The following is a 6,811-nucleotide window of genomic DNA, read 5'->3' as shown; positions in this document are numbered from 1 at the left end:
ACCCCTGTTGTTTTTTTCCAGGGAAAAGCCGCGACCAGAGTCCGCGGCTTTTTTCGCGCTGCAACTCCTCGCCAAGACGCCTGATCTCCGCCTGCAGCTGCTGGCGTTCTTCTTCTCCGCGCCGGCGTTCATCCTCCCGCGCCGTTTTATCTTCAAGCATTAGCGTGATGGAATGTTTAAGCTCTGCCAGCTCAGCACGAATCGTTTCCAGTCCATCAGGTGTGAAATTTACCTGTGTATTTTCACGGTGTGAAACGGTGGGAATTTTTTTTACAGGCACATTCACGTTGCCGTATACACGGATAAGCTCAGACACGTCTATTACAGGGTTGTTTTTTTCATCGCGTGACGCGGTAACTTTACCCTGATTTATATGGTTATATAACGTTCTTCTTGTTACGCCGGCAGCCTTCGCTGCCTGCGTCAGATTCAGGCGTGTTTCTGACACTGTATACCCCGAATTGAGTCAGGTGTGTAAGGTGTAAAATTTACACTACAAGAAATGCTGGGGCTATTATTAACTTGCTGGAAAGCGATACGGAAAGTTCACCCTACCAGGAGGATGTAACATGACTGACCAGGAATTTCTTGCGCTCAATGCCGAAGTGGAAAGACTGCAGGTTCTTCACGAATCGTCACTCACTGACCGTACGATGAGTATCGAAGAAAAACGCGCCATTTCTGATGAGTACACGCGAAAATACCGCGAGTTGAACGATTACGGGCTCAGTCGCGTGACTGAGTATAAGGACGAGGAGTAGCCGGCATCCGGGAAGTTTTCATTTCCTGCGCTAAATTTAAAACGGGCCGTCCGCACCCTGTGGATCTCCAGGTCCTGTATCGACGTTTTTTACTCACTTTTATGAGAGCCGGCGCGTATGTCACGCGCCCTTTTTTTACGATTATGCCCGTCTGTCGCTGTTTAACGTGCGAAATCGCCTGCCATTCACTTCCGTGCATAGCCATGCAGACGCCCCGGAATCATCAGGCGCGTTTTTCAGGAATATGGACAGGGAAAGGTGCCGGAAACGCCCCGCTCGCGGCAGAAACGCGCTGAGGGGCTTTACGGGGGTGCGGCCAAGCACTGTTATGTTAAATACAACATGCAGGCGGGTACGCAAAAATAATGCAGCCGGCGCTCATGTCCGGCCCGGACATGCCGATAATCAGAGGGTGCCTTGCTGGAGGCCCATGAACATTACCACTCTGATGTGTACCATATTTCGGCTCCTCCCTCCCTGGCGGAGCCTTTTTTTTGCTGCCCGGGCGTTCCCGTCTTGCGGAACCCCGCTGATTTTTCCATGCTGTACGCGCGCGCCGTTCTTCTGCTGGAGCCGGTGCATTTGCCGTAAAGTGTGAATGTTTTGTTCAGCCCGCCCAAGACTGCGGGCTTTTTTACGCCAAAAACTCAGGAGGCAGGATTCAGGTGCCGCCGTGCCGCCAGGCAGAAGAGCGTATTTTTTACCGCTTACGCTTGCCGTCACGGCGATCTTTTTTATCATTAAGACCGGCCGGCGGCTCCGGCTGACCGCGATAAAAGCAAGACTCACCGTATTCCTCTTTGTACCGCCTGCACGGCGGTTTTTTTTTGCCCTGAAAACAGCCGCAGCATTGTAGCTACGTGCCATTCAAGGCCTGGTGCGTAAGGTTCGTGGCTGAGATGTTATGGTAAATCTTAGTGGTTCTGCAGAAATGAAAAAGCCGCCCCGAGGCGGCTTTTTGTATAGGAGAACCATTAATTAGGAAGTGGTCCACGGCCTCGATGAGCATTGATTCTGTTGTAGACGCTAGGAACCGGAATATCGAAGTTCTTGCTGATATCTTTTGCCGAGTATCCTTGGTCATAGAGGTATTGCAAAAATGCATCTTGATCTCTACGAGCCATTTGAAGGAAAAATCCTTTATTAATAGTACCTTGAATACCAAATCCAAACATATGCGCCCCTATCTTTGATAAAGAATTGATAAAGAAATTACCCAAAAAAAACATAAAGTCAAGTTTTTCCTGTTTATATCCTTTGTCACTTCTGTTTTGGTAGTGATCGTTCCGCAGGTTCGTGGCAGGGACGTTATGGTAAATAGTTGCGGGATCGACAGAAGTTGCCAGACGGTGTAACGTTAACGCCAGAAAAAACAAAGCCCCGGAAATCATGCTCTACTTTGGCGAGCGGACATGATAACCAGGGCCAGGTCGAAACCTTGAAGGAATCTTAGCACATGAAACGTGCCAGACAACAGCCCGCCATAAGCGCAGGCCAGATTGAGTAACGCTGCACTACATCTTTTCAATGAGCGTCTGCCGCACAAGCCGTACTTTTCAGACGATCTGCACTTTGGTGTACGCATTGCCGGTAAGGAGCGCGCTATTCTGGCAAAGTACATCCAGTTCAATCAGCCTCATGCCATGTTCTGGCTGGGATTCGACGTTGATCGCGCCGGTGCTGCTATTGACTGGAACGATCGTAACGCTCCCGCGCCTACGCTGACCATCACCAATCCTGACAACGGACATGCACACCTGCTGTACGCGCTCAAAACCTCAATCCGAACCGCGCCGGATGGAAAAATGAAGCCGCTGCGTTATGCTGCCGCTGTAGAAAACGCCCTACGTATAAAATTAGAAGCCGACGCGGGGTATTCTGGGCTAATTTGCAAAAATCCTAACCACGACCATTGGAAAATTGCCGTGTGGCAGCCGGAACTCTACACGCTGGACTGGCTTGCTGATTTTCTCGACCTAAACGCCGCGAATGACAAGGAAATCGTTGCCGACTACGGCTTAGGCCGTAACTGCACCCTGTTTGATAAAACTAGGAAATGGGCGTATCGCGCCATCCGTCAAGGTTGGCCCGAGTATGACCACTGGCTGCAAGCCTGTTATGAACGCGCTAGCGCCTATAATATTCATTTTTCTTTTCCTCTTAATGACGAAGAGATAAAAGGGATTGCTAAAAGCATCGCTAAATGGACACATAAAAATTTCGATAGTGATTCTTTCAAGGAATATGTTTTAAAAACTCATTCTTCTCAGATACAGGCTGCTAGAGGTAAAAAAGGTGGTGAAAAAAGCAAAGGTGGCGGAAGGAAAGTTGACGAAAGTAGCGAGGCTTACATGAAGCCGTGGCTAAAAATGGGCATGAGCAGAGCCACGTATTATCGAAAAAAAAGGGGATAACCCCTTTTTTATCTTATCTCCAGCGAAGGTAAAATGCGAAGAAAGGATCAGTTATATGTAATTTCCTATCTTCCTTTTCCCATTCGATAACAGGAACCGCTCCTTGTTCCTTTGCTGCTATTTTGGCCATCTCTTCCATGACGCGAGACACTTCATGAGCCTGCGGAACAGAGGTTGCTACTATTTCTTTGATATATCCTCTTAATTCTTCATATTCAATAGTCTGAACGCCAGGTTTCATCTTTGCTAGAGCCAAAAGAACAGCTCTATATATATCTACGCCTTCCCCATTCTTTAATGTTCTAACTATACGGTCTGTTCTCTGTCGTGGTCCCTTAGCTAGCTTCTCAAACATGGATTTGCCATATGAATCGGCTATTCCTCTAAAAAGTGATTGTTCAATATTATCGATAGAAAGGTGCTTTTCAGATCTATCGAATATATCGTTTTCATCACATACTGCGCGACAGAATTCCTGCATCAAATGAGGACTTCCAATAGACTGGCTCGCCAGTTCCTCGACCGTTTGAGACGTTATGGACATATTCAATAAATTGAAACCGGTAACAGGTATTTCTTTTAGTTCATCAACAGACCATACGGGTATGTTAATGTTTTCAACCCGACCAGTCATTTCTTTTTCGACATTGATAGCATCGTATCGGCGATGTGGTATCGCTATTAAAATCACACAAATTCCATCAAAAACCAGTTCTTTAACAGCTCGGACAAAAGATGCTTGCGTTTCTTTAGGCAAATAATGGAAATCGTCAATTATGATATTTGGTTTTTTTGATGATATTAATGTTGTTGCAGTTGATTTTGAGGATATGGCTCTGCTTGTCTTTTGTGAATTTTGGCTTGAATCTGTGTGGTTTAATGAAGCTCCGCCTCCACCCTTCGCTACTAAGGCGTTAATTGTGCCTGAAACATTGGCTCCCACCATAGTAGATGCCCCAGAACCTGAAGATTCTTCTGTTGAAGTCCAACCACCTAATTTGACAATCACCCTATCCCAGATGTCATCTTCGTTAGTTATTGAACCTGCATTTATCCAAATGTTAGATGAGTCTTCTGACGGGAATTCTTTTTTTACTAATACAGTTTTCCCTGATTTTGTTTGTCCTGTAACCGTAACAATCTTGCATAGATTATGTTTAGACTTCCTGATCTTTTTTATTATCTCCTTCTCGCTTCGCTCAATGTAAGTGAACTTAGGCATCCCTCCCGGGACAAATATTTCATAAGCATTAGATGTATTTTGCATCAATTGGCACTCCTTTGAAGTAGATGCGCAAAGCTCAATTATAAGATTCTCAACTTTTTTTACCAATCAGGAAAAGTGAGACTGAAACAAGCCTATATCAGATAACAGCCCTGTTTTAGCAGATCCGTTTATTGCATTGTATTCCTGACCCGGCATACTAGCTCTTCACTTAAGCCAGTATACACTCCGCTAGCGCTACATGACTGGTTCAGGGCTGCGCCCCGAAACCCGCTAAAAGCCACTGACGCGCCTGCGGCTTGTCCAACACCGCGCCAACCGGGAAAGAATTTCCCGTCAGTCCCGGCGTTATCAGGAGGCTGCATTGACAGATAAACGCAGCAAAATGCTCACGATGTGGGTAACGGAAGACGAGCATCAGCGCCTGCTAGAACGCTGCAGCGGAAAACAGCTTGCGGCCTGGATGCGTCAGACATGCCTGGACGAAAAGCCTGCACGGGCCGGCAAGCTGCCTTCGCTTTCACCTGCGCTACTTCGGCAGCTCGCCGGTATGGGTAATAATCTCAACCAGATTGCGCGGCACGTTAATGCCGGCGGCGGTACCGGACTCGATCGCGTGCAGGTAGTTGCCGCGCTGATGGCTATCGATACCGGCCTCGAGCAGCTTCGCCACGCTGTCCTTGAAAAGGCTGCCGGCGATGATCGTTAAGTTTCATCCCAGAGGACGCGGCGGCGGCGCCGGCCCCGTGGATTATCTGCTCGGCAAAGACCGGCAGCGCGCCGGCGCCACCGTGCTGCAGGGAAAACCGGAGGAAGTTCGCGAACTGATCGACGCTTCGACTTACGCCAAGAAATACACTTCCGGCGTGCTCTCGTTCGCAGAGCAGGACATCGCGCCCGGACAGCGTGAAACGCTGATGGCGAGCTTTGAGCGTGTTCTGATGCCCGGACTTGATAAAGACCAGTACAGCGTGCTGTGGGTTGAGCATCAGGACAAGGGCCGGCTGGAGCTCAACTTCCTGATCCCAAACACCGAGCTGTTGACGGGAAAGCGCCTGCAGCCTTATTACGATAGGGCCGACCGGCCCCGTATTGACGCCTGGCAGACCATAGTGAACGGCAGGTTTGGTCTGCACGACCCGAACGCGCCAGAGAACCGGCGAGCGCTGGTCACGGCGTCCGCGCTGCCGGCGGCGAAGCAGGACGCCGCCGCATCAATCACACAGGGCCTTCTCAACCTTGCCGCCGCAGGCGAACTGCAGACGCGCCGCGACGTGACTGCAGCACTCGAAAACGCCGGGTTTGAGGTGGTGCGCACCACCAAAAGCAGCATCAGCATCGCCGACCCGGACGGGGGGCGTAACATCCGACTGAAGGGAGCCATCTATGAGCAGTCTTTCGACGCTGGCGAAGGATTTAGAGAAGAAATCGAAAGAGCAGCAGCACTCTACCGAGCAGATGCTGAAAACCGCATTCAGCGCGCACGAGAAGTCTGTAAGCGCGGCACTGAACTCAAGCGTGCAGACAATCAACGCCGCCATCGAAGACCACAACTCGCGACTGAACGAATCCCTGCGTGGCCACAGAGAGACAATGGAGATCGCGTTACAGTCGAACTGCAACCGCGTGCTGCGCATGACGGGCCGGACGTGGCTGACAATCTCGCTGGTCACTCTGCTGCTGACGGCTACGTGCGCCGCAATTCTGTGGTGGCAGGGCAACCTCATCAGAGCCAACCTAGCGGAAATGACGCTCCAGAGGGACACGCTGCAGAAGCTCAACGCACAGACGTGGGGCGTGACCTTTCAGGAGGACATCAACGGTCGCTTCCTGGTGCTGCCGGAGGGGACGAATATCGACACGGATCGGAACTGGACGGTCGGAAGCGGCAGTACGCAAAAGAATGCGATAAAGCTGATACGGGAGCGGAACTGAATGACGGAGCTGGAAAAACAGTTGCTGAGCGCATTAGAGCAGCTACAGCAGGACTACTCAAAAAGGCTGGACGAGTGGGAGAACGCCTTCGCGGAATGGCAGAGGATGTCTGGCATTACGCAACGGGAGAACGCGAGGCTGAGCGAAGCCGTGAGCAGCTTGAGTCTGCAGGTGCAGAGCTTAAGCGATCAGGTGAGGCGCTTGAGCCGGTAGTCTACCGGCACGAGATGGCCCTGTACGCAGAGCGTCAGAGACAGAACCATGAAAACGAACAGCGGCAGAAGTTACTGGAGCAGCAGCAGAAGCAGATCCGTCCACATTACGGCCCCAAAATGCGCTAAATCCGTGTTTACCCCTGTTGTTTTTTTCCAGGGAAAAGCCGCGACCAGAGTCCGCGGCTTTTTTCGCGCTGCAACTCCTCGCCAAGACGCCTGATCTCCGCCTGCAGCTGCTGGCGTTCTTCTTCTCCGCGCCGG

Annotated in this window: 8 protein-coding genes; 4 read left to right on the top strand and 4 right to left on the bottom strand. The window is 50.4% G+C overall.

Annotation, left to right across the window (positions count from 1 at the left end):
• Positions 1-448, bottom strand: a 448-nt coding sequence (locus AC1V0D_RS21830) for a hypothetical protein (protein ID WP_482908089.1), incomplete at its 3' end; no start/stop codon positions are given.
• A 121-nt stretch (positions 449-569) separates the two neighbouring features.
• On the opposite strand from AC1V0D_RS21830, the gene AC1V0D_RS21825 reads away from it, so the two are divergent.
• The gene (locus AC1V0D_RS21825; protein ID WP_482908088.1) at positions 570-761 is read left to right on the top strand and encodes a hypothetical protein; all 192 of its coding nucleotides are present in this window, start codon (positions 570-572) and stop codon (positions 759-761) included.
• Positions 762-1,166: 405 nt separating this feature from the next.
• On the opposite strand, the gene AC1V0D_RS21820 is transcribed toward AC1V0D_RS21825, so the two are convergent.
• Positions 1,167-1,628 carry a hypothetical protein gene (locus AC1V0D_RS21820; RefSeq protein ID WP_482908087.1) on the bottom strand — a complete coding sequence of 154 codons (462 nt, stop codon included), beginning with the start codon at positions 1,626-1,628 and terminating at the stop codon, positions 1,167-1,169.
• A 107-nt stretch (positions 1,629-1,735) separates the two neighbouring features.
• Positions 1,736-2,152 (bottom strand): RNA polymerase sigma factor sigma-70 region 4 domain-containing protein, encoded by a 417-nt coding sequence (locus tag AC1V0D_RS21815; RefSeq protein WP_482908086.1) that lies wholly within the window; start codon positions 2,150-2,152, stop codon positions 1,736-1,738.
• Between the two features lie 108 nt (positions 2,153-2,260).
• Between AC1V0D_RS21815 and AC1V0D_RS21810 the strand changes: the two genes are divergently transcribed.
• A complete protein-coding gene (locus tag AC1V0D_RS21810; RefSeq protein WP_482908085.1) occupies positions 2,261-3,175 on the top strand; it encodes a replication initiation protein in 915 nt (304 codons plus the stop codon).
• 13 nt (positions 3,176-3,188) lie between these two features.
• Here AC1V0D_RS21810 and AC1V0D_RS21805 read toward each other — a convergent pair whose 3' ends face one another.
• Positions 3,189-4,442: a hypothetical protein gene (locus AC1V0D_RS21805; protein ID WP_482908084.1), complete on the bottom strand. Its 1,254-nt coding sequence runs from the start codon at positions 4,440-4,442 to the stop codon at positions 3,189-3,191.
• Between the two features lie 343 nt (positions 4,443-4,785).
• Here AC1V0D_RS21805 and AC1V0D_RS21800 point away from each other — a divergent pair, with 343 nt between their 5' ends.
• Entirely contained in the window at positions 4,786-5,109 is a 324-nt protein-coding gene (locus tag AC1V0D_RS21800; RefSeq protein ID WP_482908090.1) for a MobC family plasmid mobilization relaxosome protein, read from the top strand.
• On the top strand, positions 5,099-6,676 hold the full coding sequence (gene mbeA / locus AC1V0D_RS21795; protein WP_482908083.1) for a plasmid mobilization relaxase MbeA: 1,578 nt from the start codon (positions 5,099-5,101) through the stop codon (positions 6,674-6,676). Before AC1V0D_RS21800 ends, mbeA begins: the two co-directional genes overlap by 11 nt.
• Positions 6,677-6,811 lie beyond the last annotated feature (135 nt).

Source organism: Pantoea sp. PA1 (assembly GCF_056856975.1).
The sequence above is the reverse complement of the archived record's forward strand: the minus strand, read 5'-3'. Positions and strand labels throughout refer to the sequence as shown.